Source organism: Pseudoalteromonas neustonica, from assembly GCF_001653135.1.
Taxonomy (GTDB): Bacteria; Pseudomonadota; Gammaproteobacteria; order Enterobacterales; family Alteromonadaceae; genus Pseudoalteromonas; species Pseudoalteromonas neustonica.
Genome location: NZ_BDDS01000008.1, coordinates 110,974 through 136,058 on the forward strand (window position 1 = coordinate 110,974; position 25,085 = coordinate 136,058).

Genomic DNA, 25,085 nt, shown 5'->3' on the forward strand with positions numbered 1-25,085 from the left:
TTTATCTTTTATATGCTTGGCTATTTTTCGTGATTTTAAGAAAATCGACAATGCTCGCAAAGGTGCTCTCAAAGTTAACAAAACTGTGATCGCCTCCAAACTCTATATGCTGCTTACATTGTGAATAATATTTAACTGCCTGTTGAAACGCCAATACTTCATCGCCTGTCTGCTGTAATAAGTACAGTAGCGATGGCTGTTGTAAATCTGAAATAGACAGTGACTTTAGCGCACTAATATGACTTTTATTTAGTTCGTAGTGGGTATCCTGATATGGATTATAATTTGACCCTAAGAATGAACTCAACAATAAAAAAGGCGTAACTGCAGGATTGATCACTACAGCTGGCAGCTGATATTTTTGCGATAAATAAGTGGCATAAAAACCACCTAAAGAGCTACCTAACAACACTGTATTTGGCGTTAGTAGTTGCTCGATTTGAATAATTGCGTGAAACGGTTCATGACTCAACCGCGGTACGCAGTATTCAACGCCATAGTGTGCCATATACTCACCAAAGCGCACAGCTTTAAATGACTTTTCACTGCTATTAAAACCGTGAATATAAATTACTCGTTGAGCCATATCAACTCCGATTTCACACACAGTGGTTCAGCTGTATTTAGCCTTTCAAGTGTTATTAAACGGTAGCTAGCACCCATATTTTGCTGCTGCCAATCAATACTATGCTTAGTAAATTGCACCGAGCTGGCTGGTGTAGATAAAATATCAACACTTCTAAATTTAAACTGATAATCGTTATGTACATGACCATGAAACAAATGGTTAACTAGGCCACTGTTATGCAATACATTGAGTAATTGAGGGCCATTTTCTAGCATATGTTTATCTAAATAACCATTTATAGGCAATGGATTATGATGACAAAAAACCACTGCAGGCTGTTGCGATGTTGCCAATACCTCTGAGAGTTCATTGATATGTTGCTCACTCACCCAACCTGCAGGCGTAGGCCCTTTAGAGTTAACCAACAAAATATCGAAGCCACTAGCAATAAGACGTTTAGCACTTTTTATTTGGCCACCAGAAATACGCTGCATTAAACTTATTTCATCATGATTACCTGGCACCCAAAATACGGGGCATGTTAAAGGGGAATCAGCGATTAACTGGGCAAATAATAAATAGGATTCAAAGCTGTGGTCTTGCGTTAAGTCGCCACCAAAAATTACAGCATCTAGAGGCTGCTGCGCCATATGTGTCAGCGCGCTAGAAAAATGCTTTGCGGTATTCACGGCAAAATACTCACCGTCAATATCACAAAATAAATGGCAGTCGGTGATATGGGCTAAACGTAACTGGGGAGTATTAAACTTTGCAACCTCATCAAACCAAGCCATTATCTACATCCCAGTTGAGAACTGCGCGGCCACTTTCAACACACGCAACTAACCAATCATACAAAAATGCATTAAGTTGGTACTTTTCATCTTTTTGGTGCATTTGTGGATTAGGGTAACCATAAGATGGCTTTATTCTTTGATGGTAATCATGGTGAACTATTTCTGCGACCTTCGCATCATGATACAAGCGCACAGTTAAAAAGAGTGGATTAAACCCCTTTAGCATCCCTGTTAATTGCCTGATTGAAATATCCATTGTGTACTTTGCGCAACCATCCACTTTAATCGTAAATTGATTATTGCCCAACTGAACGTCCCGAGCACTCCCGACTTCCCTATCACTAGGTAATAGTTTTAAAGCGCGTAAGTAATTGTGCTCACATAACGTAAGGTATTTAGGTAGATTTTGAATATATCGTTGTTTCACTGCAAATGCTGTCAAGTTGCCGCCATTAAATTAGAAATTAAACGTAATCAATTTTAAATGTACTTTAGATTATTCAACACTATGAACTGTTATTTTACGCATTCAGCTATTATACGCTCGCGATTTAGTGCAAGCCATTGTAATGAAATAACCGTAGCAGCATTATCTATCTCACCGCTTTTTAAACGCGCCATCGCATCTGTAAAACTCACTATGTGGGTTTTAATATCCTCACCTTCGGTCTCAAGTCCATAAATCCCACTGTTAAGCTGGCTCAAATCGGTTTTAGCTAAATATAGATACAAACGTTCAGTGGAACCTCCGGGACTTGAAAGGTAGGACAACATAAACTCTAATTCAGTAAGCTCTAACCCTGCCTCTTCAAACGCTTCACGCTTAGCGACATTCTCGTAATCAGTGCTGCCATCCGTCATTCCTGCTATACACTCTAACAACCAAGGCGATGGCTTACTTTTAATTGCACCGATTCGAATTTGTTCTATTAATAAAATACTATCTAAAGCAATATCATAAGGTAGCACAGCCACGGCGTCGCCACGCTCTAGTATTTCACGACGAATCGTGTCCGATTGACCACCGGCAAAGAGAGCATGTTCAAACTGATACAAGTTAATATTAAAAAAACCTTTATACAGTGACTCTATTGGTGCGACTTTAACATCGTGTTTGCTAAATTTTGCAAGTTGCTTGCCCATATTCTACTTTCCTTAAATTAGTAAGCACAACAAAATAAATCATTATACTGTGCATACAAATAATTATATTCTGTTACATTTGATCACGGTGTTTTATGCAATTTTTTTTTTGTTATTTGCTAAAACAGGTTACCATGCTTTTAGTATGCAAATTGTCTAAGGACTGAACGAATAATGAAAAAGAACATTCTTGCTGCGCTGATCGGTTTATCATGCGCATTAACTGCTACAGCATCAAATGCTGAAAATTTAATTCAAGTTTACGAGATTGCCACGGTTAACGATCCAACTGTATTAAAGGCAAAAGCCCAAGCGGACGCGCAATCTTATAACAGTGACCGTGCTATGAGCGCTTTATTACCTCAAATCGGCTTTAGCATGGGTTATAGCAAAAGCGATAGTACTTCTTATGATGGTTCTGACTTGACTGGCTATGAAAAATTAAAAGGTGATTCAGACTCATTCACCCGAGGCTTAAGCTTAAACCAAACGCTGTTCGATTTAGGTGCTTGGAACTCTTTAGGCATTGCAGATAAGCAAGCATTACAAGCAAATGCACAATACGACTTTGCTCAGCAAGACCTGATTGTCCGTGTTGCTGATGGCTACTTTAATGTATTAAGTGCTATTGATAACCTAGAGTTCGTAAAATCTGAAAAGCGTGCAATTGAACGTCAACTTGAGCAAACAAAACAACGCTACGCTGTTGGTTTAACAGCTATTACTGAAGTTCATGAAGCCCAAGCACAATTTGATAATTCAGTTGCTCGTGAAATTGTTGCTCAAAACGGTGTTGAAACAGCCCGAGAATTACTACGTGAAATCACAGGTAAATACCACGCTAAACTTGATACTTTGAACACTGAAACTTTTTCGACGGTTACCCCAAGCAAGAAATCGGTTGATTTTATTGAAGTCGCAAAAGAAAACAACTTGAACCTTCAAGTTGCAAAAGTAACCGTTGATATTGCAAAGGATCAAATTGATTTAGCGCAAGCTGGTCATTATCCAACGCTGACTTTAAAAGCCAGCTATGGTGATACGCTTAGTGATTCAAACCGTAACCATATGAAACCACGTGGCGATAGCACAACTGTTGGTTTGAACTTTAACGTTCCGATTTACTCAGGCGGTGCTACATTGGCGGCAACTGAGCAAGCCCGTGCTTTTTATGTATCAGCGAGCCAAGATTTAGAATCTAGCTTACGCGGCGTAACTCGTTCAGTAATCACATCCTATAACCAAGTGGTTTCTGATATTGCGACGTTTAAAGCCCTTGAACAAGCCGTTGTATCAGCAGAAAGTGCATTAAAAGCCACTGAAGCTGGTTTTGAAGTAGGCACGCGTACCATTGTTGATGTATTAAACAGTACGCAAAACCTGTTCAACGCTAAACGTAATCTTGCTGATGTACGCTATCGTTATGTCGTATCAACACTGCGCTTAAAACAAGCCGCTGGTACGTTAACAAGCAACGATTTACAAGCGATCAACAAAGGTTTAAAAGCAATCTAATCCCTTCGTTTAGGTAATGATTGATAAATACTTCAAAAGCCAGCAACTTGCTGGCTTTTTTGTATTTTTACATTCATACAGTTAAACTAGCTTCTTTTCGATTTGAGATACTTTCGTGGTCAACACATCTGCATTTAAATTATCTTTTTTAAGCCCGCGTTATTGGCTGACTTGGATTGGCGTGTTTTTTTTATACGCTATATCTTGGTTACCTTTTAAATTTCAGCTTTGGTTAGGGAAACAACTTGGCCGTTTAGTATATCGGACGATGAAAAGACGCCGCCATATTGCAGAGGTCAATATTAAGCTATGTTTTCCTGACATGCCCGATACAGAGCAACAAGCTCTGGTTAAAAAGAATATGGAAAACACTGGCATTGCAACACTTGAAACAGGCATGGCGTGGTGGTGGCCAAATTGGCGTATTAAGCGTGTTTATGGCTCAGTAAAAGGCCTTGAACATTTTGACCAAATTCAACAATCCGGGAAAGGTGTATTATTACTGGTACCACACATTTTGCATCTTGAAATGGCGAGTCGTGTAATGGGAATTCATCATCAAGGCGTTGGCTTTTATCGCCCTCACAATAATCCGTTGATGGAATTTTTTATGACCCGTGGCCGATTACGTTCAAACGAATATTTAATCGGCAAACGTGATGTGAAAGGTCTTTTAAAAGCACTCAAAAACAAAAAGGTTTGTTACTATTTACCCGATCAAGACTATGGTCGAAATCGCTGTGAGTTCGCTCCTTTTTTTGCAGTCTCAGAAGCCGCCACTACCACGGGTACACTCCTATTTGCTGCAAGCAAAAATTGTGAAACAGTCAGTTTAATCAGTCGTCGTGATAAACATGGTAAATATCACTTAGAAGTACTTCCTGCTTTAGATAATTTTCCCAGTAGTGATGATAAAACAGATGTAACGCGTGTTAACCAACGCATTGAACAAGCTGTAAATGCCGCTCCAGAACAATATATGTGGTTACACCGACGATTTAAAACACGCCCAGATATTAACGCGCCCTCTTATTACAAGTGACAATTTCTCGTTAATATGCTTTTATAAACAAATATCAATACAAGGGTATTAGCCATGTGGTTTTGGGTTAAGCATTTATCATTAGCTGTTATTTTAATAGCTGCAGCTATCTATTTTTTATTTGGTCATGGTCCAGTTGTCGATATAAAAGAGACACAAAATGCTGCAGCTCAAGGTTTATCACGCTTTTATGCATCTTTACGTAATCAGGTAAATAAAAGTAATGAACGTGACAAATACGTACTTACTTTGCCAACGCCTGAAATGGGGATTGATGAAGTATTAACTGATCGTGCAAAAGTGGTTGATCCCTCTTCACCTAGCTGGTCAGGAGCTGTAACTGCACGTCGCTTTGAAAACGGCTCAACATTAAGAAAAGTGCTTTCTGACTATGCTCGCAGCGAAGATATCGTGCTGTATTGGTATTTAAGCAAAGATTATGTTGTTAAAGATCATTTTCGTGTTGATAGTAATTTCAACTCGACGTTATATCAGGTTGGTCGCGCCATTAACGATGATTTTGAAAACGAAGTGTATACTTTTTTTTGTTATAGACAGCGAGCAGCGGTGATCACCGAACTGCCCTCTGAATATGTACGTCAAAACTGTAGGCGCCTAAAGAGCTAGTTGAAATATCTGCTGCCACGTACGAGTAACAAACGAAATATGTGTGGCAAACTCATCTCTTGTGACACATCGCCCTCGTTGATCTAAGCTTAATACGTGGTAGCACGAACGATAGTCAATATAGGCTGCAATAAGCCCTTCTTTTGTGTCATTGCTAATACACCCAAGGCGTGCGGCATCCGTTAAAATTCTTACATTGTCCGAATAAGTAGTCAGTTGTTCAAATGTATGGGCATTACTGAGCACCAAATATTGAGTGATAAACTCAATATCAGCCATCCCCCCAGCATCTTGCTTTAAATCAAACAGCTCACTATCACCTTTAGCCAAATGCGTGCGCATCTTTTCTCGCATGTTGATTACATCATCTTTTAGCTTTTGTGGTTCTCTTTGATCGCATAAAATACCTAATCTAATCTGTGCAAAACGTTGTTGTAACTCACTTTGCCCTAAAATCATGCGAGAACGCACCAAAGCCTGATGCTCCCACGTCCACGCTTGAGTTTGCTGGTAATGATTAAAACTCTCTAGATTGATTGCCATTAACCCTGAAGCACCCTCAGGGCGCAATCGGGTATCTAGTTCATATAAAATCCCCGATGCTGTACGTGTATTAAATAAGTGTAATAAGCGCTGTGCTAGTTTTAAATAAAATTGACGAGAATCGATAGCTTTGCTTCCGCTTGTTTGATCTGTCCCGTCATGATTATGCACAAAGACTAAATCCAAGTCTGAATCATAGCCCACTTCAAAACCACCCGTTTTACCATACGCGATTACCGCAAAGCCTTTATTTTCGTCATCTGTATTTGGTGGTATACCAAAGCGTTGTGCCATTTGATGCCATGCAATATTTACTGCTTGCTCAACAATCGCTTCTGCAAGTGCTGTTAAATGATCGCTGACTTTCATCACATCTAAGACACCCGTTGCATCAGCTGCAGCAATTCGTAATTGGTGAGTTTGTTTGAATTGTCGCAATGCTTCCATCTGTAATTCTAAATCAGCACTGTCTATACGTAAAAAGTACTGTCGAATTTCATCCTTGTAAGCAGATAAAGGCGTTGGCTTATACAACACTGCTGGGTCAATTAACTCATCAAGCAAAATTGGATAACGTGAAATATGCTCGCCAATCCATTTACTATGACAGCATAGTAAAACGAGTTGCTTTAGTGCACCTGGATTTTCATACAACAGCTCTAAATAAGCGGTTCGAGAAATCACCTTATTTAATACTTGGCAAATCATACCAAATACAGCGCCACTGGCTTTTTCGTTAGTAAGTTGCTTAAGTAAAAGTGGCATTAATTTATCTAAAATATCACGCCCACGCGTACCTATCTTTGTTTTGGTTAATCGTGATTTAAAATCATCAAGCGCACTTTGCCAATCTTCATTAGGTTCGCTAAGCACACTAATATCTGTATGTTCCCACGCGCTAACAAACGCCCCTTCACAAGGATCAACAGGCTCACTCTCATAACCAATGACATATTCAAATTCACTGTGAATGCCCGCCATTATTTTTTCAATAAAGACTAAGCAATGGCTAAAATCAACTTGATTAAGTAGATAATTTAAACGCGATTGATTAAGCTCGTCATCGGGTAGTGTTTGCGTTTGTTGATCACTGAATATCTGCAAGTACTGCTCAATACGCCTAAGTATTAAATAGTTACGCTCTAATAATTTAGCCTCAGCTTCGCCGATAACTTTTATTTGATTCAGTTGCTTTAGTGCTTTTAACAATGATTGGGTTTGTAAATTTGCATCACGACCACCACGCACCATTTGTAGTGCCTGCACTACAAATTCAACCTCGCGTATACCACCCGCTCCTAATTTAATATTATTAGTTAATCGTTTGCGGCGTACCTCTTGCGCTATCATTTGCTTCATTTTTCTTAGTGATTCAATCACTGAAAAATCAATATAACGACGATACACGAACGGCTTGAGTAGTTGATAAAACTCATCGCTATAACGAGTTTGAGGGCCAATCAAGCGACCTTTTAGCATCGCATAGCGCTCCCATTCACGCCCTTGTTCTTGGTAGTAGTCTTCTATGGCATTAAAACTCATTACCAAAGGACCACTTTCACCAAACGGGCGTAAGCGCATATCCACTCTAAATACTTGCCCATCTAACGTTGTTTGATTAAGTGCTGCAATCAGTTTTTGTGCAACTTTATTATAAAAAACCTGCGCCTCTAAAGAACGTCGCCCACCTTGGGTTTTAACACTGCGTGGATAAGAGAATATTAAGTCAATATCTGATGAATAATTAAGCTCTTGTCCACCTAGTTTACCCATTCCCAAAACCATCATGGCCAGCGGCTGCTGCTGTTCATCTAAGGGTTTACCATTGACTTGAGATACTTGCGTAAACGCCCAATTATTAGCACTGTTGATGAGTTCATCGGCTAACTTAGAAATATAACCTATACTATCGGCAATCTCATTTTTATAACATAAATCTAAGCAGGCTACTTTTAACCAATAGCGCTCACGGTAATGGCGTAATATTCGATGACACTGCGCCTCATCAACGTCGCTTAGTATTAAATCTTGAAATGGATTTGGTGCATCACGCAACGCCATTTCTGCGTCGTTAATTAACATATCACTTAACGCTGGTTGTGACTGTAGAGCACGCCAGGCAAAGTCACTCAATCCCAGTAAGTTAATAATTAACTCATTCGGTGCCTGTTCTGGATATAGCTCAAAAAAGCGCTCGCTACCGAGGGTGTAAAGTGGTGTTGGGAGTTGCTTGCCAAGTGTCATCAAATACTCTCTTTTATCTAAGCCATAACCGTACTAAAATGAATCACATAATAATAACCAACTAAGGTTTTACATGTCATATTTGTCTTTATCTAACACTAGTTTACTCGCGATTGCTATTAGTTTTATCGTTATTTGTTTAACCGTTATTTTCCTGCGCATCGTAAGTCAGCTCAAAGCGAAACAAGCGCTCAAAGAAGAGCTTGCCCAACATGACAACTTTGCAATGGGGATCAGCTTTGCATCTGAAATTACGGTCGTAATTACAACCATTGCTTTTTTATTCGATGAAATTAGCCTCAGTGCAGCACAATCCAACCCATTAAAAGTTGTCTTTTTAGTCGTATTATTATTTGCGTTTATTAAATTAGGGCACTTAATTCACCGAAAATGGATTCTCCATAGATTTAATGAAGAAGCAGCCATATTAAAACAAAACGTCTGCGCTGCTTTGGTTGATTCAGGTATGTTATTGGCTAATTGTATTATCACATTAGGCTTATACAGTTGGTCACATACTCAAGGGTATAGCAGTTTACTTATTGTGTTTGTTAGCTTCTTTTTATTACAGGGCATTTTTGCGTTAGATAGCAAAATACGTGAATATCGTTTTGCTCACGCAAATCAAGGCGCATCGCTGCAAAGTAACTTTAATTTAGAAAACACATCAATTGGGATTCGTTATGCGGGTAAATCTATTGGTCTTGCTTTAGCCGTCTATGCAGGTTTAGCAAGTGCAACGTTTCATAGCGGTAAAATGGTAGAGAATTTATTCACATTAGCTTTACATTGCGGCACTATGTGGTTATTACTGTATCTACTAACTAGTATCATTAAATTTATTTCATTGCCAAATATTGATACGGCACTTGAAATTGATCATCAAGATAACATTGGAATTGCTTGTATTGAATTTGCTGTTTTCAGCGCTATAGGCTATTTACTAATAAGTATGTTTTCAATTTAGCCATGAAAAGTTCCAAAATATGTGGGGCCCTATGCCGTTTGAAGTAAAGAATTATCTACTGATAGATAACGATAGTGAATTCAGTCGGCAATTTACTGAGTCTTATTTTGCCAAACCAAACGCAAAGGTCCCAAGCACATTAGTTATCGCAGGTGCTAATACTCGTCACTTAGTAAAGCTGATGTTTGATGAACTAATCAAAGACTATTGCTATTGCGATTTTAATAATGAAATTAGCGTATCAGAACTTGCCAGTTATCTGCATGAGCATCACGATATTGCAGGGGTATTATTTAACCAAACTGACTATTTGCTCGCCGATGAAAAGCAACGCTTTATATTTAACTCGTTACACTCAATTCGTTTTTTAGTCTCAGAAAAAGAAGGAGGTTACCACTTTGAGCCCGTCACTGACGAAGCACAAAACAACCACCTTTCTTGCCAAACTGAAATAGCGGAAACCCCTCAAGATTTAGCCAAATTATACGAAAAGCTAAATAACTAATTACAGTCACGCCGCAATAAATATTTGCACCTAAGTGGTGACTTACATACCATAACGCCATTAACCCATTCTGTTAAAGGTCATCATGCGAGTTCCTCATATTTATCAAGCAAGCGACATAGTTATTTCAACTCCTCTTACTTTAGACGACGATGCCGCAGGCCACATTGGTCGAGTATTACGCATGAAAGTAGGTGAGCGTATATCGCTGTTTAATGGCTTAGGTGGTGAATACCTTTGTGAGCTTATTGAAGTGGGTAAAAAAACAGTGGTTGCAATGCCGCTAGAGTTTCATGACAAAGATGTAGAGTCACCATTGAACATCCATTTAGGCCAAGGAATTTCTCGAGGCGATAAAATGGACTTTACCATTCAAAAATCTGTAGAGTTAGGGATCACTGAAATCACCCCTATTTTTAGCCAGCGCTGCGGTGTTAAATTAAGCCCTGAACGACTAGCAAAAAAACACTTACAATGGCAAAAAATAGCCATTGCTGCAGCAGAGCAATCTGGCCGTAACCGTATTACCACTATCCACCCACCTATTGATATTAGCGATTGGCTTGTGCAAAGTAGCAACGAAATAAAACTTACTTTACACCCTCGCGCAGAGCACAGCATTAAAACAATTACAGTGCCTAGTAGCGGCGTACGCTTTTTAGTAGGCCCTGAAGGTGGCTTTACTGATGATGAAATAGCCCAAACCAAACAACAAAAATTTGTTGATATTCGGATTGGTCCTCGCGTGTTACGAACAGAAACTGCCGCTTTAACGGTCTTAAGTGCATTACAGCTACAATTTGGCGATTTAGCTAATTGAAATTAGTAGAACTACCCTCATATCAATAGCAACATATTCAGTAAGGCAAGCGAACATGGCAATTAAGTTAGGTATAATTTCAGATCCGATCAGCGGATTTAACATCAAAAAAGACACCGGATTTGCAATGATGATGCAAGCCCAAAGCCGTGGTTATGACATTTATTACATGGAAATGAACGATCTTTCATTACGTAAAGGCAAAGCCTATGCAACCGCAGCTAAAGCAACCGTATTTGATGATGAAAACCATTGGTATGAGCTTGAAGAAAAGGCCACTATTGCCCTAGCTGATTTAGATGTTATTTTAATGCGTAAAGATCCACCATTTGATACTGAATACATTTACGCAACTTATATCTTAGAACGTGCTGAACTTGAAGGTACACTTATTATTAATAAGCCACAAAGCCTACGTGATGCAAACGAAAAGTTATTCACCGCCTGGTTTAGTGAGCATACCCCTGACACTTTAGTTACACGTTGCAAGCACCAAATTCGTGCATTTTTGACTGAGCATAAAGACATTATTCTAAAGCCTTTAGATGGTATGGGTGGCGCATCTATTTTCCGCGTGACTGAAAATGATGCCAACATTGGCGTAATTTGCGAAACACTTACAGAACACGGTAGCCGCTTTGCAATGGCGCAAAATTATATCCCTGAAATTAAGCAAGGTGATAAACGTGTACTTGTAGTCGATGGTGAAGTTATTCCATATTGCCTTGCTCGTATCCCACAAAATGGTGAAACACGTGGTAACTTAGCTGTTGGTGGCCGCGGTGAAGCTCGCCCAATTAGTGACTCAGATCGCAAAATTGCCGAAGCAGTTGCGCCAACATTAAAAGCGAAAGGACTTATTTTTGTTGGTTTAGATATTATTGGCGATAAGTTAACTGAAATAAACGTTACTGCTCCTACGTGCGTAAAAGAAATTGAAGCAGCCTATGATATTTCAATCACAGGGCGCTTATTTGATGCGATAGAGAGAAAACTGAGCCATACTTAATTTTCAACATACTAAAGGGGTATCGTTATGCAATCATTAGAAAATCATTTTTTAATCGCTATGCCATCAATGCAAGACCCTTTTTTTAAACGTGCTGTTGCGTACATTTGTGAGCACAATGAAGACGGGGCGATGGGGCTGGTGATCAACCAGCCTATTAATATAACGGTTGGGGACTTACTCGATAAAATTGAAATTGATAACGATAAGTCTACACACGCTGCAAGCGTTGCTGTTTTTGCTGGCGGACCTGTAAAAACCGATCGTGGTTTTGTATTGCACTCACCCACACCTGGGTATGCTGCAAGCCAAGAGCTTAGCAGCGATATAATGATCACAACATCAAAAGACGTGCTCGCAAGCCTAACAACTCCTGACGCACCAGAGCAGTTTATTATTACGTTAGGTTACTCCGGCTGGGAACAAGGACAACTTGAAAAAGAATTGCTTGAGAACTCATGGCTAATTATAAAAGCTGACCCTGATATTATTTTTAATACTCCCATAGAACAACGCTGGGAAAAAGCTGTTGCAACGCTCGGCTTTGATATTAGCCAACTAAGCTCTGAAGCAGGCCACGCATAACAAGCCCTTATTTGGGCTTTAATTTCATAGAGACAACATGAGTAAAAAACAACTCAAACCCAAAGGCGAACGTACCGTTATGGGTTTTGATTTTGGCACCACCAGCATTGGTGTTGCTATCGGCCAAGAACTAACCGGTACTGCAACGAGCCTGACAGCAATTAAAGCCAAAGATGGTATTCCAAATTGGGACTTTATTAAAAAGCATGTAGATGAGTGGCAACCTGATTTACTTGTCGTTGGTTTACCGTTAAATATGGACGGAACCAATCAAGAAGTCACTTTTAAAGCCAAAAAGTTCGCTAACCGTTTGCATAACCATTATGGACTACCTGTAGAGACTCAGGATGAGCGTTTAACGACCGCTGATGCAAAAGCACGTCTATTTGAACAAGGCGGCTACCGCAGCTTAGGTAAAGGTAACGTGGATAATATGTCTGCGGTTATTATTTTAGAGAGCTACTTTGAGCAGGCTTATGGCTAACGGGTAAATTTATAATAAGCTTATCAGTCAAATCTGGAATAAAACCAGCTTGACGATAAGCTTTTTCAATTAGCCCTTGTTGACGTAATAATTGCAAGCCTTGTTGAAGTGATTTATAAGCCCGCTTGCCATCAGGATGAAGTTTTGAAACTACATAATGGCGACTATCATCTAGTAACATCAGCACCTTGGGGACGGCTTTTAAATTAATATTTTCAAGTATATAGTGATTATTTATTTCAGGCATTAGTGGCATTAGCATAAAATCAATCCATTGCATTGACACCATTCTAACTTGGCTTAACCATTCATCTTCACGCGTTAAACTTTTTAAAGGCAAAGCGGATAAAGTATCCCAATCAGTACGCCAACGCGGTGTTGATACACTTGTTAATTGACTAAAATCAGATAGGTGTTTTATTTCAAATACTTTACGATTACTTGGTGATGTAAACACCCCCGAAAAATACTCTCCTTTACGTATCACTGGATCGCTAATAAACACTTTATCACTCAGAGCATTAGCGTCCTGACTCCAGTAACTATCAAAACTAAGTAATAATTCACCTTGCTCCAATAATTTAGTGTTTCTAAAGTTGACTTTGCCAATTTGATAACTAAATTGTTTATTAAATCCACCAAGTAACAGAGCTTGTTGAGCAAGAATCATATCAACAACGTCTCGACGAATAAATTGCCCACTAAAATCATTGATATCTTGGACTTTTCGACCATTTAAAAAGCGCATGTAATCATGATAGACATCATCGCGAATATAAATTACAACGTTATTATCCGTAGTTTTAAAGTTCTTTATTGCCTCAGAAATCGCTACATCATCGCGCAATGCACTAACACTAAATGGCATACTCAATAAAAATATAAGTGCCGTAAAGAATAACCATTTAATGTTATTGATCATACTATGAACCTTTTTGATCTAACCCGTCGATTGTCACACCTTGTAGAAAACCAGCTCCTTGCTGTTCGTTATTTCTAAGTTTAATCATCAAGCGTAAATCATTTGGTGAATCGGCGTGATGCAAAGCATCAGCGTAATTGATACGCTGTTGCTTATAAAGTTCAAACAAGGCTTGGTCAAAGGTTTGCATGCCCATATCCTTGGCTTTTGCCATCGCCTCTTTAATACCGCCTATATCACCTTTTTTAATTAACTCGCCGATGATTGGCGTATTTAATAAGATTTCAATTGCAGCTACACGCGAGTTACCATCAGCTGTTGGCACTAGCTGCTGAGCAATAATGGCGCGTAAATTTAACGACAGATCATATTTTAACTTATCGTGTTTTTCTTTAGGCACTAAGTGCATAATACGGTCAATTGCTTGGTTAGCATTGTTTGCATGCAATGTAGCAACACACAAATGACCTGTTTCAGCAAAGCTTAATGCGTATTCCATTGTTTCTTGCGAACGTATTTCACCAATTAAAATAACGTCAGGTGCTTGGCGTAAAGAGCTTTTTAAAGCTGATTCAAAGCTTTCTGTATCAAGACCCACTTCTCGCTGAGTGATAATGCTTTTACGATGCTCATGCACAAATTCAATCGGATCTTCTATTGTAAGAATGTGCCCACGTTGATTACGATTACGATAACCAAGTAATGCAGCGAGTGAGGTAGACTTACCCGTGCCTGTACCACCTACAAACAACACTAAGCCACGTTTAGCCATTATCACATCAGTAAGTGTTGAAGGTAGCCCTAAATCAGCTACGTCAGGGATTTGAGTAACGATTCGGCGAATAACCATACCAGCGCGATCCCGCTGCCAAAAAGCAGATACCCTGAAGCGACCTTCTTCTGTCGCGATTGCAAAATTACATTCTTTCGAGCTATGAAATTCTGCTTTTTGCTTGTCACTCATCGCTGATTCAACGAACGCAAGCGATTCTTCGTCAGATATTTTTTCATCGCCTAACGCAATGAGTTCACCATTAATTTTAGCACTGACAGGAAGCTGGCTTGAAACAAATAAATCGGATCCTTGTTTATCGATCATCAGCTGCAAAAAGTAATTAAGAGAATGTGTCATTATAGTTCCTTATCGCTTTGCCTAACTGCCAAAGTTTGTTTTATCTTGTGCTTTAACACGCGCTTCAGCATTAGTAACAACACCATGATTAACTAAATTAATTAAACACTGATCCATGGTTTGCATTCCGTGCGATGCACCTGTTTGAATTGATGAATACATCTGTGCAATCTTGTCTTCTCTAATTAAATTACGAATGGCTGGAACACCTATCATAATCTCGTGCGCAGCAACACGCCCCCCTCCTACTTTTTTAAGCAGTGTTTGCGAGATTACCGCACGCAATGATTCCGAGAGCATCGAACGTACCATGTCTTTTTCATCACCAGGAAATACATCGATAATACGGTCAATGGTTTTTGGCGCTGATGTGGTATGCAACGTACCAAACACTAAATGGCCAGTTTCTGCTGCGGTCATTGCCAAGCGAATTGTTTCCAAGTCTCGAAGCTCACCAACCAAAATTACATCAGGGTCTTCACGCAGCGCACTACGTAGAGCTGCCGAAAAGCTATGCGTATCGCGGTGAACTTCACGCTGATTTATTAAGCATAACTTATTATCATGCACAAATTCGATCGGATCTTCGATCGTAAGAATATGGTGATGCTTATTACGATTAATATAATCAACCATCGCCGCTAATGTGGTTGATTTACCCGACCCCGTAGGACCAGTTACCAACACTAAGCCACGAGGGTTATCCGAAATAGTTTTAAAAATATCTGGCGCGCCTAAGTCATCAAGCGTTAATACTTCACTTGGAATAGTACGAAATACAGCAGCAGGGCCACGATTAGAATTAAATGCGTTAACACGAAAACGAGCAAGATTCGGGACTTCAAAAGAAAAATCCACTTCGAGGTTTTGCTCATAGTCCTTGCGTTGATTATCGTTCATAATGTCGTAAACTAGGCTGTTTACATCTTTGTCTTCCAGTGCTGGTATATTAATACGTCGCACATCACCATCGACACGGATCATTGGCGCAACCCCTGATGATAAGTGTAAATCCGATGCTTTATGCTGCACACTAAAGGCCAACAATTCGGTAATATCCATTTATGACTCCACAACTAACTGATAATTATATGGTTACAATAGCAGAACGACTTAAATCCGCCTATGCTAGAATTGCCATAGCGACAAAAAAATATCATCGTAATGAGCATGATGTCTGCTTACTAGCAGTATCCAAAACAAAACCTGCTGATTTCATTCTAGCGGCTTATCAACAAGGTCACCGAGAGTTTGGTGAGTCCTATGTTCAAGAAGCTGTCGATAAAATAACCCAATTAGCAAATTATAGCGATATTGTTTGGCACTTCATCGGTCCTATTCAATCAAATAAAACGGCCGCTGTTGCCGAAAACTTTGACTGGGTGCAAAGTGTTGATCGTGAAAAAATAGCCAAACGTTTAAATGATCAAAGGCCGATAAATAAGGCCCCTCTTAAAGTATTAATTCAAGTAAATATAAGCTTGGAAGACTCCAAATCAGGTTGCCACCCAGATGATCTAGCCGCATTAGCGCAGTTCGTTAACGACAGCCCCAATTTAGTTCTGCGTGGGCTAATGGCAATCCCAGCAAAAACTGACGACCCACAGCAACAAATACAATATTTTGAGCAATTACGTGCTTGCTTTGATAGACTTAAGGCCCAATATCCCCATATAGACACCTTGTCGATGGGGATGAGTGGCGATGTAGAAGCTGCAATAGCTGCAGGCTCAACCATGGTACGCATCGGCACGGATATTTTTGGCCAACGAAGCTAAGGTGATAACTAAGATATGTCAGATAAAACAATCGCATTCATAGGCACAGGTAACATGAGCTATGCCATCATTGGTGGCATGGTAAAAAAAGGATTTGCTGCCTCCAATATTATTGCAACAAATCGTAACCAAGAAAAACTCGCTAAGGTAGCAGCGGATTTCGGGGTGAACACCACCTCAGATAATAACGCAGCGCTTCGTGATGCCGACGTGATTGTCCTATCTGTTAAACCACAAATGATGGGGGATTTATGCAAATCATTCCAAGATTCAGGTGTAGACTTAAGCGATAAGCTATTTATTTCTGTTGCCGCAGGCTTAACAGTTAAACGCTTACGTGAAATGTTAGGTCAGGACGTTAAAATGATCCGCTGTATGCCTAACACACCATCATTGCTTGGTCGTGGTGTGTCTGGCTTATTTGGCGACGGTGAAACGGCCGATGAGCATGCTTTTGTACAACAAGTATTTGAATGTACAGGTATTGCGGTTTGGGTTGAAAAAGAGTCTCAAATTAACGATATCATTGCGGTTACCGGTTCATCACCAGCGTACTTTTTCTTATTTATGGAAGCCATAGAAGAAAAAGCCAAAGCACTGGGGTTTAGCGATGAAGATGCACGCCGCTTAGTGCAGCAAACCGCGCTAGGGGCTGCTGAAATGGCAGTATCACAACCTGATATCAGTATTTCTCAGCTGCGCGCTAACGTCACATCTAAAGGTGGTACCACACATGCTGCTGTTGAACATTTAAAAGCACAAGGTTTAACAGGTACCGTCGCTGATGCCATGGATGCTTGTATTGCCCGCGCAGAGCAAATGGAACAAGAACTTTAAACTTATCACTTAGTCATCAGGTAAAAAATATGGAAGCGATTAAATTTCTAATAGAAACAGTCTTTGACCTATTTTTAATGGTCATTCTATTACGCTTTTGGTTACAAACAGCCAAAGCTGACTTTTACAATCCATTGAGTCAGTTTGTTGTAAAAGCATCATCATTTGCTGTAAACCCTTTACGTAAAATCATTCCTGGGTTTGCGGGATTAGATATAGCTTCTTTGCTATTGGCCATTTTAATAGCTGTAACGAAGGTAAGTGTTTTAATGCTTCTCTTCAATGGAATCTGGCAGGCTCCTTCTGTAATTAAGTTTTCGTTTGTCACTTTAATAGATAATGCATTTTTTCTACTCTATGGGGTATTAATTATTAGAGCAATACTTAGCTGGTTAAGCCAAGGTTATAACCCAATGGAAGCTGTTTTTCATCAATTAACAGAGCCAATGCTTCATCCAATAAGAAAAGTCATACCTCCTTTAGGCGGGTTCGATTTATCTTTCATAGTACTCTTTATTGCATTGCAATTTTTACAAAAGCTTATTATGAGCTTTCTATTCATTTGATAAAAATATCCAAATGAGGCCATTGTGGCCTCTTTTTTTAAGAGTCATTTATGAAAAAACTAGCCAGTATTTTATTCTTCGCACTTGCGGGAATTACCTTTAGTGCTCACAGCGAACAAATACAAGGTGCTCAATATAAAGACCTTGGCCCTTGGCAAGTACACTACATTGCATTCCCATCCACGTTTATTCAACCACAAATTGCAAAAGCGTATGATCTCGAACGCAGTAACTACAAAGGCATTGTTAATATCTCAATTTTAAAAAACAATGCAGATAAAACAGCGCAAATTGCGACTCTTAGTGGCACAGCTAAAAATTTACTTGGCAATAAACAAACCCTCACATTTAAAGAAGTGATTGAAGGTGAGTCTGTTTACTACCTTGCACAAGTGAAATTTACCAACGAAGAAATTTTGCGTTTTGATATTGAAATTAAACAAAGCAATCAATTTCAAAAGCTGCAGTTTCAACAAAAATTCTATGTAGATTAAATCATGACAAAAACCTTAGTTTTAGCCACAGGTAACCCTGGAAAGGTTAAAGAATTAGCACAAATGCTAAGCCCACTAGAAATAAACGTTGTGCCGCAAAGTGACTTTCACGTCAGTGATGTTGCAGAGACTGGCACTACCTTCGTTGAAAACGCGATAATTAAAGCGCGTCATGCGGCTAAAGAAACTGGCCTGCCCGCTATTGCTGATGATTCAGGGCTGGAAGTTGATGGCCTAAACGGCGCTCCTGGCGTGTATTCCGCTCGCTTCGCGGGTGTCGGTGCCAGCGATCAAGATAATATCAACAAACTTTTAAAAGAGCTTGGCGATAACCCTATTCGTACTGCACGCTTTTGGTGTGTTTTAGTATTAATGCGCCACGCTGATGACCCAACGCCACTCATTTGCAGTGCAAGCTGGGAAGGTCAAATTACATTAACGCAAGATGGCCAAGGTGGCTTTGGCTACGACCCTGTGTTTTATGTACCAGCGCTTCATTGCACCAGCGCTCAATTGACTAAAGAGCAAAAAAACGCGGTAAGTCATCGTGGTCAAGCGCTCCAAAATTTACTTATCGAGCTTAAGCTCAAAGGCGGCCTGTGAATTTGCCACCACTAAGCTTATATGTGCACGTGCCTTGGTGCGTGCAAAAGTGCCCATACTGTGATTTTAATAGCCATGGTCAAAAAGGCGAAATCCCCGAAAAAGAGTATGTACAGCATTTAATTGATGATTTAAAAGCTGATTTACACTTGGTACAAGGGCGTAAAATTCACTCCATATTTATTGGCGGCGGCACACCTAGCTTATTAACAGGTGAGGCATACGTTAACTTATTGCAGGCCGTTGATTCTTTAATAGGCTTGAGTGATAACTGCGAAATAACCCTCGAAGCCAATCCGGGTACAGTTGAAACTGGCCGCTTTAAAGAATATGTAGCCGCTGGCATTAATCGTATTTCGATTGGCGTGCAAAGCATGCAAAATGATAAGTTAAAAGCACTCGGTCGTATTCACGGTGCTGACGAAGCTATCTATGCAGCAACACAAGCACACGAAGCGGGATTAAACAGTTTTAACCTTGATTTAATGCATGGCTTACCGGGGCAATCACTTGACGATGCACTCGATGATTTGAAAAAAATCATTGCGCTTAACCCGCCGCATATCTCTTGGTATCAGTTAACCATTGAAGCAAATACAGCATTTGCATCAAAGCCGCCAACTTTACCGCCTGATGACACTTTATGGGATATTCAAGAGCAAGGCCAAGCGCTACTCAGTGCGGCAGGTTATCAACAATATGAAATATCAGGCTATGCCAAAGCCGGCTTTCAATGCCAACATAACTTGAATTATTGGCGTTTTGGCGACTATTTAGGAATTGGCTGCGGCGCACATGGTAAAATTACTGATGCAACCTCCGGCCTTATTACACGAACCATGAAGGTAAAACATCCGCGTGGTTATATGGATTTATCTAAACCTTATTTATTTAAGCAATGGCCGGTTGAACAAGACGACTTACCATTTGAGTTTTTTATGAATCGTTTTAGGCTTTTTGAAGCCTGCCCAAAAAATGATTTACATGCGCTTACAAAGTTATCACTACAAAGCCAGTCAGATGCCTTGAATCAAGCAATAAATAAAGGCCTACTGGTGGATATGGACACACATTGGCAGGTAAGCCAAAAAGGTCATCGTTTTTTAAATGACCTGCTAGAATTGTTTGTGTAATTACTTGTTCAAATTTAATGAACAATTACACACTAATAATAACGAACAACCTTTAATGGTTTCTAACAACAAAAGGGAAAACATGCGTAAACTTACCTTTATCGCCGCTGCAGTGAGTATTGCACTGCTAGGTGGTTGCCAGCAAACACCTGAGCAACAAAGTACACCAAGCGTACAAGCACAGCCTGTACAAAGCGAAATAGAAAAAGCCAATGCGTTTTTCGAAGATACCTTTAACCGCGATGTAATGAGCAGCCCGGTTTACCAAACTTATATGGGTATCAAACAAGATTACGACAAATGGGATGATGGCAGCGAAGAACGTGCCCTAAAAGACCTACAACAAACCAAAGACGATCTTGTCGCGTTAAACGCAATTAATCGTGATTTGTTAGATGACAGCACCAAAGTTAGCTATGATCTTAAAAAACAAGATCTTGAAAATAACATTGCTGATTTTAAATGGCGCTACCATAACTACCCAGTAAACCAAATGTTTGGTGTTCACTCGATGATCCCAGCATTTATGATCAACCAACACCAAATTGGTGATGTGTCTGATGCAAAAGCGTATATATCTCGCTTAAATGGCGTAACAACGGTTATCGATCAGTTAATTAAAGATTTAGAAACACGTGCTAGCAAAGGCATTATTGCACCTAAGTTTGTGTTTCCACACGTGATTGATTCAAGCAAAAACATCATTCTCGGTGCGCCATTTGAAAAAGGCGAAGATTCAACATTACTTGCTGACTTTAAACGTAAAGTAACGGCACTGGAAATTGATCAAGCACAGAAAGACAGCCTAATCAATGACGCTGAAAAAGCGCTTAAGTCGGCTATAAAACCGTCTTACTCTAAGCTAATTAATTATTTAGCGCAGCTTGAAAAGCGTGCTGACGATCGCGATGGTGCGTGGAAATTTCCTGATGGTGAAGCGTTCTACAACAACGCATTAGCACGTACAACAACGACCGACTTAACAGCAAAAGAAATCCACACTATTGGTCTTGCTGAAGTGTCTCGTATTCATGATGAAATGCGCGAAATTAAAGATAAAGTGGGCTTCAAAGGTGATTTAAAAGCGTTTATGCAGTTTATGAAAACTGACAAGCAATTTTATTATCCAAATACAGCTGAAGGTAAGCAGCGTTATCTTGATGAAGCAACAGCAATGATCGATAACATGAAGACGCGTTTAGACGAGCTTTTCATTGTTAAGCCAAAAGCTGATTTAAAAGTAAAAGCAGTAGAAGCATTCCGTGAAAAAGCTGCAGGTAAAGCATTCTATCAGCAACCTGCACCAGATGGTTCACGCCCTGGTATCTACTACGCAAACCTCTATGATATGGAAGCAATGCCAACGTACCAAATGGAAGCACTCGCTTATCATGAAGGTATGCCTGGCCATCACATGCAAATAGCTATTTCACAAGAGCTAGAAGGTGTGCCTAAATTCCGTAAATTCGGTGGCTACACAGCGTACATTGAAGGCTGGGGTTTATACTCTGAATTAGTACCAAAAGAAATGGGCCTGTATGAAGACCCATATTCAGATTTCGGCCGTCTTGCTATGGAACTATGGCGTGCATGTCGATTAGTTGTAGATACCGGTATCCACGAAATGAAGTGGACTCGCCAACAAGGTATCGACTATTACGTGAATAACACACCAAACGCGACCTCAGATGGCGTAAAAATGGTTGAACGTCACGTTGTAATGCCTTCACAAGCAACAGCCTACAAAGTAGGTATGCTTAAGATTTTAGAGCTACGTGAAGCTGCGAAAGTGAAACTTGGTGACAAGTTTGATATTCGTGAATTCCATGACGTTGTACTAAAAAATGGTGCAGTACCATTAAACGTACTAGAAACATTTGTTGACCAATGGGTTGCAAGTAAATCAGCTGCTTAACAACACCTATATAAGTATATTAAAGGCCGCAATTGCGGCCTTTTTGCTGTTTGTAAACCTAGTTAACAGCTTGACCTGTAAATGGTTTCAGCTAGGATAGAATAAACGATAATGAGGGAATACCAATGGATACATGTATAAAACAACTAACACACCAGTTACAGCACCACCAGCTACAAGCTGTTGTGGATGACTTCCCTACATTATCGTCACAGCAACAGAGCATGCAACTGGTACATTTATACCAAAGTGCACAACGGATGGATGTTAAGTACAGCTATTTGCAAAATGTAGCGACCCGAATACTTACAGAACACCCATTTCCTAAAGATTTAATTAGTGAATTTAAAAGCACTGATTTATTAAGTTTTTTCACCCCGGGGCTTAAATTTAACAATGGCTTTGCCTTGCAGAATGACCTTAACAATAATGTGATACACACCTTATTTAGCCACTGTGATGCCAATAAACTTCCCTTTAATTATGTTCGATCATTAATGCTATTTGAAAGTAACGAAAGCCTCTTACAAGCTCTTACCCAGGCAAATAGTGCCGGACTAACACCTGTTGCATGTTACATCACGTGCAATGTTGAACAAGCCAGTTTACCTAAGCACGAATTTTCCGCACTGCTCGCGCTGATGGAAGCTCAGTTTAAGCAACATGAAAATATCAATACGGCTGCATTTTTAAATGCGCTGATCAACTTAAAAAACACTCTTTCGAGCCACACACTTAATGAATACACGGTATTATTAGCAAGCGCTTACCTGCGTTGCAAAACAGACAAGATAGAAACTTACCTTCAACAACACGCTTAATGGCTAACTGTGTAATGTATAAACATTTCTTCTCGTTGAGTGCCTTTACTGCTCTGAATCATTTTAGCCGCATTATACTCACTTTATTTTTAGCGCGATTAATATCAACAGAACAATTTGGTACTTTTGCGGCATTGCTGGCCTTATGTGAAATTTTACTATTACCAGCAAGTATGGGGTTTTCATCATCTTTAATGCGTTTGAGCCACCCTCTTTTTAAAAATCAGCAACATGATTTACTTCAAGGTTTAAAGCATACTTACCTAGCTGCATCGTGCTTATTCGGCGTATTATTTGTTGCCTGCGTAGTGACTATTTTTACGCATATATCACCCCATCAAAGTGCCAAAGAGCATGTATTCTATTTGTTATTAATTGTTCCAATTGGTGCTGTAATGCAAAGCCAAGCAGCATTTTTAATTGCCTTAAATAAAACTAAACTTGGGTTGTTAACTCAGCAATGCCTTTTTGAATTGCTCACTACGGCTTTTTGTTTACTTGTTGTATTGTTTTTTAAAGAACTGTCACTTGAAGTGATATGCCAACTACTTTTTGCCGCTTTACTCTGTGTTGTTGTTTATCAATACTGGTTAATAAAACCGCTTCTTTTAGCTACACCTGCAAGCTATAAAACTAAAAGCTGGTGTAAATACTCGCTAATTATGCTTGCAAGTGGGGCCGGCACTGTAATAGTAGCAAAATTAGACGTGCTTTTAGTGCATCATTGGTTTGGTGCCACTGGAGTGAGCGTATTTTTTCCTGCAATTGTGATCGTAGGCTTATTAACCATTCTTGCCAATGCTGCAAGCCAATACTTAAAACCTATTTTACTTAGTGAACAAGCTAACGATCAGCAGATAGTTGAACTTATGAGGTTATTATGGCGAGTAAATACTATTGCAATAATTTTCTTATTACTGCTGGCTCACCCTCTACTTTATTTGTACGGTGAAAAGCAGCTTGAAGAAGGCCATCATTTATTAATTATTTTACTCATTGGTCAATTGCTATTACCCGCCAGAGTATTGGCAAGTAATATTATAAAGCTCAGGGGCAACCCTCTACATAACCTATATATTTTATTAGCAGCAACCAGTATCACACTGCTCTTGGCGAGCTGGCTTAAAAACGATTACGGTATTACCGGTGTTGCTGTTGCATTTAGTATCGGTTTTGCATTAGGCGCACTAAGTAGAATCAGCTTAGTGCTGTTTAAAATGAATACGCCTGTTGCCCTTTTACTCGGTAACAATATTCAATCTGACAAGTAGTATTCTACACTCGTCACGACACGCACTTTTTTAAGTTGTGGCGTATTTGAATCTCTGTTCGAAATACTAAACTGACCTTGGCGTGCTGTTTTAATTTTACCTAACTTTGATTGCGAATCTTTGGCAAATTTAATCGCAACTTCACGCGCTTTTTCAGTCGCCTCTTGCACCATGGCAGGTTTAACATCGTTTAACCCCGTAAATAAATATTCAATACGTGTGTCATAACTATCTTGCACAATGGCAATCCCTTGCTTAGCCAATTGCCCTACTTTCGCTAAAGCATTTTTAACTTTATCTGGCTGTGATGAATAAACGGTTACACTCGCGCGTGCTATATATCTAAATTGCTGGTTTTCAGCGCCATATTCTCTTGCTTGTTTATCTACAATTGATTGCGCGCCTCGACTAATTTCGTCATCATCAAAGCCATGTAGCTTTAAAAAAGCAATAACGGCATCATTTTTTTGCTCAATGCGCGCTACTAACTTTTCAAGGTCGTTGTCAGCATCACTAAATTGCAATGGCCAAATTACCGTATCCGCTGCCACTTCTATTTCTGCAAGCCCTTTCACTGTGACAGTACGCTCCATATTTTTTACATCAATTGCAGCACTTTTTAAGATCAAGCCCAAACCTAATAACCCAACGGCTAATACTGCAGCAGCCACAGTCAAACTGTTGCTTTGTGATTTATTCATTTATAACTCCTTGATATAGATCTAGCTAAGACTCATTGCCACTCGAAACTTCGTGATAAACAG

General features: G+C 39.7%; 27 protein-coding genes. 18 read left to right on the forward strand and 9 right to left on the reverse strand.

Annotation, left to right across the window (positions count from 1 at the left end; genetic code table 11):
* Position 1: 1 nt before the first annotated feature.
* The 4 genes from A7967_RS13290 to A7967_RS13305 all read right to left on the reverse strand — a co-directional run bounded on the left by A7967_RS13290 (position 2) and on the right by A7967_RS13305 (position 2,508).
* Positions 2 to 586, reverse strand: a complete 585-nt coding sequence (locus A7967_RS13290; protein WP_054203156.1) for a YqiA/YcfP family alpha/beta fold hydrolase — start codon at positions 584 to 586, stop codon at positions 2 to 4.
* Positions 571 to 1,362 (reverse strand): metallophosphoesterase family protein, encoded by a 792-nt coding sequence (locus A7967_RS13295; RefSeq protein ID WP_064435782.1) that lies wholly within the window; start codon positions 1,360 to 1,362, stop codon positions 571 to 573. The genes A7967_RS13290 and A7967_RS13295 overlap by 16 nt, the downstream gene beginning before the upstream one ends.
* Positions 1,349 to 1,807 carry a DUF1249 domain-containing protein gene (locus A7967_RS13300; protein ID WP_054203154.1) on the reverse strand — a complete coding sequence of 153 codons (459 nt, stop codon included), beginning with the start codon at positions 1,805 to 1,807 and terminating at the stop codon, positions 1,349 to 1,351. The genes A7967_RS13295 and A7967_RS13300 overlap by 14 nt, the downstream gene beginning before the upstream one ends.
* A 74-nt stretch (positions 1,808 to 1,881) precedes the next feature.
* Positions 1,882 to 2,508 (reverse strand): NUDIX domain-containing protein, encoded by a 627-nt coding sequence (locus A7967_RS13305; protein WP_054203153.1) that lies wholly within the window; start codon positions 2,506 to 2,508, stop codon positions 1,882 to 1,884.
* A 174-nt stretch (positions 2,509 to 2,682) separates the two neighbouring features.
* On the opposite strand from A7967_RS13305, the gene tolC reads away from it, so the two are divergent.
* The 3 genes from tolC (at position 2,683) to A7967_RS13320 (ending at position 5,692) form a co-directional block, all read left to right on the forward strand.
* Entirely contained in the window at positions 2,683 to 4,023 is a 1,341-nt protein-coding gene (gene tolC, locus A7967_RS13310; protein ID WP_054203152.1) for an outer membrane channel protein TolC, read from the forward strand.
* Positions 4,024 to 4,138: 115 nt separating this feature from the next.
* Positions 4,139 to 5,065 carry an LpxL/LpxP family Kdo(2)-lipid IV(A) lauroyl/palmitoleoyl acyltransferase gene (gene lpxL, locus A7967_RS13315; protein WP_054454529.1) on the forward strand — a complete coding sequence of 309 codons (927 nt, stop codon included), beginning with the start codon at positions 4,139 to 4,141 and terminating at the stop codon, positions 5,063 to 5,065.
* A gap of 54 nt (positions 5,066 to 5,119) precedes the next feature.
* Positions 5,120 to 5,692, forward strand: coding sequence for a TcpQ domain-containing protein (locus A7967_RS13320; RefSeq protein WP_054203150.1), 573 nt, complete (start codon positions 5,120 to 5,122; stop codon positions 5,690 to 5,692).
* Here A7967_RS13320 and glnE read toward each other — a convergent pair.
* Positions 5,681 to 8,479 (reverse strand): bifunctional [glutamate--ammonia ligase]-adenylyl-L-tyrosine phosphorylase/[glutamate--ammonia-ligase] adenylyltransferase, encoded by a 2,799-nt coding sequence (glnE, locus tag A7967_RS13325; RefSeq protein WP_064435783.1) that lies wholly within the window; start codon positions 8,477 to 8,479, stop codon positions 5,681 to 5,683. The genes A7967_RS13320 and glnE overlap by 12 nt on opposite strands.
* 73 nt (positions 8,480 to 8,552) lie before the next feature.
* On the opposite strand from glnE, the gene A7967_RS13330 reads away from it, so the two are divergent.
* The 6 genes from A7967_RS13330 to ruvX all read left to right on the forward strand — a co-directional run bounded on the left by A7967_RS13330 (position 8,553) and on the right by ruvX (position 12,849).
* Entirely contained in the window at positions 8,553 to 9,446 is an 894-nt protein-coding gene (locus A7967_RS13330; RefSeq protein ID WP_054203148.1) for a DUF350 domain-containing protein, read from the forward strand.
* Between the two features lie 31 nt (positions 9,447 to 9,477).
* Positions 9,478 to 9,951, forward strand: a complete 474-nt coding sequence (locus tag A7967_RS13335; RefSeq protein ID WP_054203194.1) for a hypothetical protein — start codon at positions 9,478 to 9,480, stop codon at positions 9,949 to 9,951.
* 85 nt (positions 9,952 to 10,036) lie between these two features.
* Entirely contained in the window at positions 10,037 to 10,771 is a 735-nt protein-coding gene (gene rsmE / locus A7967_RS13340) for a 16S rRNA (uracil(1498)-N(3))-methyltransferase (protein ID WP_064435784.1), read from the forward strand.
* A gap of 55 nt (positions 10,772 to 10,826) precedes the next feature.
* Positions 10,827 to 11,780: a glutathione synthase gene (gene gshB / locus A7967_RS13345; RefSeq protein WP_054203146.1), complete on the forward strand. Its 954-nt coding sequence runs from the start codon at positions 10,827 to 10,829 to the stop codon at positions 11,778 to 11,780.
* Between the two features lie 27 nt (positions 11,781 to 11,807).
* On the forward strand, positions 11,808 to 12,365 hold the full coding sequence (locus A7967_RS13350) for a YqgE/AlgH family protein (protein WP_054203145.1): 558 nt from the start codon (positions 11,808 to 11,810) through the stop codon (positions 12,363 to 12,365).
* Between the two features lie 37 nt (positions 12,366 to 12,402).
* Positions 12,403 to 12,849 (forward strand): Holliday junction resolvase RuvX, encoded by a 447-nt coding sequence (gene ruvX / locus A7967_RS13355; protein ID WP_054203144.1) that lies wholly within the window; start codon positions 12,403 to 12,405, stop codon positions 12,847 to 12,849.
* On the opposite strand, the gene A7967_RS13360 is transcribed toward ruvX, so the two are convergent.
* Genes A7967_RS13360 through A7967_RS13370 form a run of 3 tightly spaced genes read right to left on the reverse strand, consistent with a single transcriptional unit; the run spans position 12,812 to position 15,965 of the window.
* Positions 12,812 to 13,771 carry a hypothetical protein gene (locus A7967_RS13360; RefSeq protein ID WP_244507101.1) on the reverse strand — a complete coding sequence of 320 codons (960 nt, stop codon included), beginning with the start codon at positions 13,769 to 13,771 and terminating at the stop codon, positions 12,812 to 12,814. The genes ruvX and A7967_RS13360 overlap by 38 nt on opposite strands.
* Before the next feature lies 1 nt (position 13,772).
* Complete coding sequence (locus tag A7967_RS13365) at positions 13,773 to 14,903, reverse strand: PilT/PilU family type 4a pilus ATPase (protein WP_054203143.1); 1,131 nt, start codon at positions 14,901 to 14,903, stop codon at positions 13,773 to 13,775.
* Between the two features lie 21 nt (positions 14,904 to 14,924).
* Positions 14,925 to 15,965: a type IV pilus twitching motility protein PilT gene (locus A7967_RS13370; RefSeq protein WP_054203142.1), complete on the reverse strand. Its 1,041-nt coding sequence runs from the start codon at positions 15,963 to 15,965 to the stop codon at positions 14,925 to 14,927.
* Positions 15,966 to 15,967: 2 nt separating this feature from the next.
* On the opposite strand from A7967_RS13370, the gene A7967_RS13375 reads away from it, so the two are divergent.
* The 9 genes from A7967_RS13375 (at position 15,968) to A7967_RS13415 (ending at position 24,321) form a co-directional block, all read left to right on the forward strand.
* Positions 15,968 to 16,681, forward strand: a complete 714-nt coding sequence (locus tag A7967_RS13375) for a YggS family pyridoxal phosphate-dependent enzyme (RefSeq protein ID WP_054203141.1) — start codon at positions 15,968 to 15,970, stop codon at positions 16,679 to 16,681.
* Positions 16,682 to 16,696: 15 nt separating this feature from the next.
* Positions 16,697 to 17,518: a pyrroline-5-carboxylate reductase gene (gene proC, locus A7967_RS13380; protein ID WP_054203140.1), complete on the forward strand. Its 822-nt coding sequence runs from the start codon at positions 16,697 to 16,699 to the stop codon at positions 17,516 to 17,518.
* Between the two features lie 29 nt (positions 17,519 to 17,547).
* On the forward strand, positions 17,548 to 18,084 hold the full coding sequence (locus A7967_RS13385; protein WP_054203139.1) for a YggT family protein: 537 nt from the start codon (positions 17,548 to 17,550) through the stop codon (positions 18,082 to 18,084).
* A gap of 50 nt (positions 18,085 to 18,134) precedes the next feature.
* Positions 18,135 to 18,578, forward strand: a complete 444-nt coding sequence (locus A7967_RS13390; RefSeq protein ID WP_054203138.1) for a DUF4426 domain-containing protein — start codon at positions 18,135 to 18,137, stop codon at positions 18,576 to 18,578.
* A 3-nt stretch (positions 18,579 to 18,581) separates the two neighbouring features.
* Positions 18,582 to 19,181, forward strand: coding sequence for an RdgB/HAM1 family non-canonical purine NTP pyrophosphatase (gene rdgB / locus A7967_RS13395; RefSeq protein WP_054203137.1), 600 nt, complete (start codon positions 18,582 to 18,584; stop codon positions 19,179 to 19,181).
* Positions 19,178 to 20,314 carry a radical SAM family heme chaperone HemW gene (hemW, locus tag A7967_RS13400; RefSeq protein WP_054203136.1) on the forward strand — a complete coding sequence of 379 codons (1,137 nt, stop codon included), beginning with the start codon at positions 19,178 to 19,180 and terminating at the stop codon, positions 20,312 to 20,314. The genes rdgB and hemW overlap by 4 nt, the downstream gene beginning before the upstream one ends.
* A gap of 82 nt (positions 20,315 to 20,396) precedes the next feature.
* Complete coding sequence (locus A7967_RS13405) at positions 20,397 to 22,229, forward strand: DUF885 domain-containing protein (RefSeq protein WP_054203135.1); 1,833 nt, start codon at positions 20,397 to 20,399, stop codon at positions 22,227 to 22,229.
* Between the two features lie 125 nt (positions 22,230 to 22,354).
* A complete protein-coding gene (locus A7967_RS13410) occupies positions 22,355 to 23,050 on the forward strand; it encodes a hypothetical protein (RefSeq protein ID WP_064435785.1) in 696 nt (231 codons plus the stop codon).
* Positions 23,051 to 23,064: 14 nt separating this feature from the next.
* Positions 23,065 to 24,321, forward strand: coding sequence for a lipopolysaccharide biosynthesis protein (locus tag A7967_RS13415; RefSeq protein ID WP_157756413.1), 1,257 nt, complete (start codon positions 23,065 to 23,067; stop codon positions 24,319 to 24,321).
* Here the strand turns inward: A7967_RS13415 and A7967_RS13420 are convergent.
* Positions 24,306 to 25,022, reverse strand: a complete 717-nt coding sequence (locus A7967_RS13420; RefSeq protein ID WP_064435786.1) for an SIMPL domain-containing protein — start codon at positions 25,020 to 25,022, stop codon at positions 24,306 to 24,308. The two genes, A7967_RS13415 and A7967_RS13420, sit on opposite strands and share 16 nt — an antisense overlap.
* Between the last annotated feature and the right edge of the window lie 63 nt (positions 25,023 to 25,085).

What these genes read in the sequence shown, in the direction of transcription:
- A7967_RS13290 (WP_054203156.1), bottom strand. Translation starts at nt 586, where the DNA reads ATGGCTCAACGAGTAATTTATATTCACGGTTTTAATAGCAGTGAAAAG.
- A7967_RS13295 (WP_064435782.1), bottom strand. Translation starts at nt 1,362, where the DNA reads ATGGCTTGGTTTGATGAGGTTGCAAAGTTTAATACTCCCCAGTTACGT.
- A7967_RS13305 (WP_054203153.1), bottom strand. Translation starts at nt 2,508, where the DNA reads ATGGGCAAGCAACTTGCAAAATTTAGCAAACACGATGTTAAAGTCGCA.
- tolC (WP_054203152.1), top strand. Translation starts at nt 2,683, where the DNA reads ATGAAAAAGAACATTCTTGCTGCGCTGATCGGTTTATCATGCGCATTA.
- A7967_RS13320 (WP_054203150.1), top strand. Translation starts at nt 5,120, where the DNA reads ATGTGGTTTTGGGTTAAGCATTTATCATTAGCTGTTATTTTAATAGCT.
- glnE (WP_064435783.1), bottom strand. Translation starts at nt 8,479, where the DNA reads ATGACACTTGGCAAGCAACTCCCAACACCACTTTACACCCTCGGTAGC.
- A7967_RS13330 (WP_054203148.1), top strand. Translation starts at nt 8,553, where the DNA reads ATGTCATATTTGTCTTTATCTAACACTAGTTTACTCGCGATTGCTATT.
- A7967_RS13335 (WP_054203194.1), top strand. Translation starts at nt 9,478, where the DNA reads ATGCCGTTTGAAGTAAAGAATTATCTACTGATAGATAACGATAGTGAA.
- rsmE (WP_064435784.1), top strand. Translation starts at nt 10,037, where the DNA reads ATGCGAGTTCCTCATATTTATCAAGCAAGCGACATAGTTATTTCAACT.
- gshB (WP_054203146.1), top strand. Translation starts at nt 10,827, where the DNA reads ATGGCAATTAAGTTAGGTATAATTTCAGATCCGATCAGCGGATTTAAC.
- A7967_RS13350 (WP_054203145.1), top strand. Translation starts at nt 11,808, where the DNA reads ATGCAATCATTAGAAAATCATTTTTTAATCGCTATGCCATCAATGCAA.
- ruvX (WP_054203144.1), top strand. Translation starts at nt 12,403, where the DNA reads ATGAGTAAAAAACAACTCAAACCCAAAGGCGAACGTACCGTTATGGGT.
- A7967_RS13360 (WP_244507101.1), bottom strand. Translation starts at nt 13,771, where the DNA reads ATGATCAATAACATTAAATGGTTATTCTTTACGGCACTTATATTTTTA.
- A7967_RS13365 (WP_054203143.1), bottom strand. Translation starts at nt 14,903, where the DNA reads ATGACACATTCTCTTAATTACTTTTTGCAGCTGATGATCGATAAACAA.
- A7967_RS13370 (WP_054203142.1), bottom strand. Translation starts at nt 15,965, where the DNA reads ATGGATATTACCGAATTGTTGGCCTTTAGTGTGCAGCATAAAGCATCG.
- A7967_RS13375 (WP_054203141.1), top strand. Translation starts at nt 15,968, where the DNA reads ATGACTCCACAACTAACTGATAATTATATGGTTACAATAGCAGAACGA.
- proC (WP_054203140.1), top strand. Translation starts at nt 16,697, where the DNA reads ATGTCAGATAAAACAATCGCATTCATAGGCACAGGTAACATGAGCTAT.
- A7967_RS13385 (WP_054203139.1), top strand. Translation starts at nt 17,548, where the DNA reads ATGGAAGCGATTAAATTTCTAATAGAAACAGTCTTTGACCTATTTTTA.
- A7967_RS13390 (WP_054203138.1), top strand. Translation starts at nt 18,135, where the DNA reads ATGAAAAAACTAGCCAGTATTTTATTCTTCGCACTTGCGGGAATTACC.
- rdgB (WP_054203137.1), top strand. Translation starts at nt 18,582, where the DNA reads ATGACAAAAACCTTAGTTTTAGCCACAGGTAACCCTGGAAAGGTTAAA.
- A7967_RS13405 (WP_054203135.1), top strand. Translation starts at nt 20,397, where the DNA reads ATGCGTAAACTTACCTTTATCGCCGCTGCAGTGAGTATTGCACTGCTA.
- A7967_RS13410 (WP_064435785.1), top strand. Translation starts at nt 22,355, where the DNA reads ATGGATACATGTATAAAACAACTAACACACCAGTTACAGCACCACCAG.
- A7967_RS13415 (WP_157756413.1), top strand. Translation starts at nt 23,065, where the DNA reads ATGTATAAACATTTCTTCTCGTTGAGTGCCTTTACTGCTCTGAATCAT.
- A7967_RS13420 (WP_064435786.1), bottom strand. Translation starts at nt 25,022, where the DNA reads ATGAATAAATCACAAAGCAACAGTTTGACTGTGGCTGCTGCAGTATTA.